This is a genomic window from Caballeronia arationis (assembly GCF_001544975.2).
GTDB classification, from domain to species: Bacteria; Pseudomonadota; Gammaproteobacteria; order Burkholderiales; family Burkholderiaceae; genus Caballeronia; species Caballeronia arationis.
On record NZ_FCOG02000313.1, the window covers coordinates 1 to 3,148 of the forward strand.

General features: G+C 60.6%; 2 protein-coding genes and 1 pseudogene. All 3 read left to right on the forward strand.

What is annotated here, in order from left to right; all coding sequences use genetic code 11:
* Nucleotides 1–776, forward strand: a 776-nt coding sequence (locus tag AWB81_RS41450) for an IS110 family RNA-guided transposase (protein WP_235026202.1), incomplete at its 5' end; no start/stop codon positions are given.
* A 447-nt stretch (nt 777–1,223) separates the two neighbouring features.
* Nucleotides 1,224–2,738, forward strand: a complete 1,515-nt coding sequence (gene istA / locus AWB81_RS41455; protein WP_087135586.1) for an IS21 family transposase — start codon at nt 1,224–1,226, stop codon at nt 2,736–2,738.
* Nucleotides 2,735–3,076, forward strand: a pseudogene (locus AWB81_RS41460) (ATP-binding protein); the annotation flags it as partial. The gene istA and the pseudogene AWB81_RS41460, both read left to right, overlap by 4 nt.
* Nucleotides 3,077–3,148 lie beyond the last annotated feature (72 nt).

A 3,148-nucleotide genomic window follows, 5' to 3' on the forward strand; every position in this document is an offset into this window, starting at 1 on the left:
TTTGCTTGCGTTTTCCATTCTTCAAATCTCCCGTTACAGCCAAGATCCAAAGTCTCCTACATTTCCGGGGCGCTTCAAAGACCGAAGCCCAGCAGGCTGTATTGGCGCTGCATCGGTTGCGGCAACAGAAGATCAAGGTCCGCACGATGCAGATGAACAGTCTACGGGGCTTGCTAACAGAATACGGCGAGGTGATGGCCAAGAGTCGCGCCGCGCTGGATAGAGCGATTCCCGGGGTACTGGCGAAGCTGGCCGAGCGTCTACCGGCGATGCTGATCGACTCATTACGCGAACTCTGGAATGACCTTGATCGACTGGACAAACAGATCGCTGACATTGAGCGACGTTTGCAAACGTGGATGAAAGAGGACAAAGCATGCAAGGCAATCGCCGCGATTCCCGGCGTTGGTCTGCTGACGGCAACGGCCACTGTTGCCACGATGGGTGACGCGAAGGCGTTCAGGTCCGGACGGGAGTTTGCAGCGTGGCTCGGTCTCGTACCAAAGCAGATCGGCACTGGCGGGAAGGTCCAGCTCCTGGGTATCAGTCGACGTGGCGACACGTACGTCCGTACCCTTTTGATTCACGGCGCACGCAGTGTGCTCTTCCATGCGAAACATGCTGGAGGCTGGGTCGAGCAGATCCGAACGCGACGACCATCGAACGTAGTAGCCGTTGCATTGGCCAACAAAATGGCGCGCACGATCTGGGCTGTTCTCGCCCACGATATACCGTACAGTTCGGATCACGTCAGCTTACGAGGAGTTCGAAACTGAAAGTTCAGAGATGTTAAGAAGTTCAGGCACGAGGTCGAAAGGTTGCGCTGGCAATTGAGTGTGATGACGAGACAGGTCGGACCGTGATTCGCAAACCCTGAATCTTGTTTTGAGCATCTAGCTCGCGAGTCAAATGAGGGGCGAGTCAGCGGATTTCATCGGGGCCAGCAGCGAATGAGGCTGCAAAAAGGCCGAATATAAAGCTGCAACCTATCCTGTCAATCTGAGCACAAGAAAAACCTGGCGCATCGGGGGCGTTCATATAAAACAAGATGAGAGCAGCGCGTCAATCAGGATGAGAGTACTGGCGTTGCGGCAGCGGTGGAGGGCTCAGCCCGGAACCGCTGCCGCAACGCCGCGCTGATGAGCCCCCTGCCGTCGGGTGCCTTCGGTGGTCGCGGTAAATCGGGTATGAACAGCTCTTCCATGTAGCGAAGGGAGGCTGAGTTGCCCGGCCGACACATCAACGACCATCAGATGAGGCTCTACATGAAGTACAGACTCAAGGAGGGGCCGCTGCAAGCGGCTGCTCGCGCCGGGTTCAGCGCCGCCAGTGGCTATCGCATCGAACAGGACCGGCGACTGCCATCGCAGAAGAAGGCCCCTCGCGGGCGTCGCCGGTCCGATCCCCTGGCCGCGATCTTTGACTCCGAGATCGTGCCGCTGCTTCAGTCCGCTCCCGGCATCCGGCCGATAGCCGTACTGGACGAAATGCTTCGCCGCCATCCCGACCTCCCGGGCAACGTGCGCCGCACACTCGAGCGGCGTATTCGCGACTGGCGCGCACTCCATGGCGAGGAACGTGACGTCATGTTCCGTCAGGTACACGAACCCGGTCGTCTCGGGTTCTCCGACTTCACGGAGATGGACAGTCTGGGCGTCACCGTGGTGGGCGTCGCGCTGGAGCACCGCCTCTATCACTTTCGGCTCGCCTGCTCGGGCTTTGAGCACGCTCACGTCATTCTCGGTGGCGAGAGCTATGTTGCGCTGGCTGAAGGGCTGCAGAACGCCATCTGGGCACTCGGGGGCGTACCGCGCGAGCACCGCAGCGACAGCCTGTCGGCGGCGTTCCGCAATCTCGAAGCCGAGGCGCGCGAGGATCTGACCACGCGTTACGAGGCGCTGTGTGCTCACTACGGCATGCAGCCTACGCGCAATAACCGTGGCGTTGCCCACGAGAACGGCTCCATCGAGAGCCCTCATGGCCATCTTAAGAATGCAGTGCGTGATGCGTTGCTTCTGCGCGGCAGTAACGACTTCGACAATCTCGAGGCCTATCGCCGTTTCATCGATGAGATCGTCGGTCGCATCAACGCGCGTAACGGCAAACGCATTCAGGCCGAGCGCGCGCTGCTTCAGCCGCTTCCGGCCCAGCGCACGTGCGACTACGAGGAAACGCGCGTGTACGTCACGACCACCTGCGGCTTCGTCCTGCGCAAGGTGTTCTATACCGTCCCGTCACGGCTGATCGGCCACCACCTGCGCGTACGGCTGTACGACGACCGGCTTGAGTTGTTCCTGGGTGGCACGGCCCTGATGACACTGCAGCGCGGCCGTGCGGGTCCCAATGGCAAGCACGGCCACGTCATCAACTACCGGCACATCATCCACGCGCTGCGCCGCAAGCCCATGGCGCTGCTCAACCTGGTCTACCGCGATCAGGTCTTTCCGCGCGAGGCGTATCGACTGACCTTCGATCGCCTGCTCGAGCAGCTACCGCAGCGCCAGGCATGCAGGACCATGGTTGAACTGCTCAGCCTGGCCCACGAGCACAACTGCGAAGCGCAATTGGCCCAGGCGCTGCAGCAGTGCCTGGACGATGGACGGTTGCCCGATCTGGACGCACTGTGTTCACGTTTCGAAGTCAAGCCCACGAGCAGCATGCCGGAGGTGAACGTCCAGCTGGCACCGCTGAGCGACTACGAAGCCCTGCTTGACATGGCAACGGAGGTGACAGCATGAGTCTCGACATCGACGCCACCCGCCTGTCGCTACTGCTCAACGATTTGCGGCTGCCCGCCATCAAGCAGATCTGGTCCAGCTTCGCCGAGCGATCCGACACGGAAGGCTGGCCGGCGGCACGTCTGCTGATGGCGCTGGCCGAACACGAGATCGCCGAGCGCGATCGACGCCGGATCGAGCGTCATCTCAAGGACGCAAAGCTGTTGCCGGGCAAGACGCTGGAGAACTTCGATTTCGACGCAGTGCCGATGGTGTCCCGCCCACACGTCTCGGCGCTTTGCGCGGGCGACGGCTGGTTGCGTAACGGCACCAACCTGCTTCTTCTGGGGCCAAGCGGACTCGAGACATAATGCTCACCTCTCTATGTTATTGAAGATCAATGGATAACTGATCCGGATTGGCTGACTGCG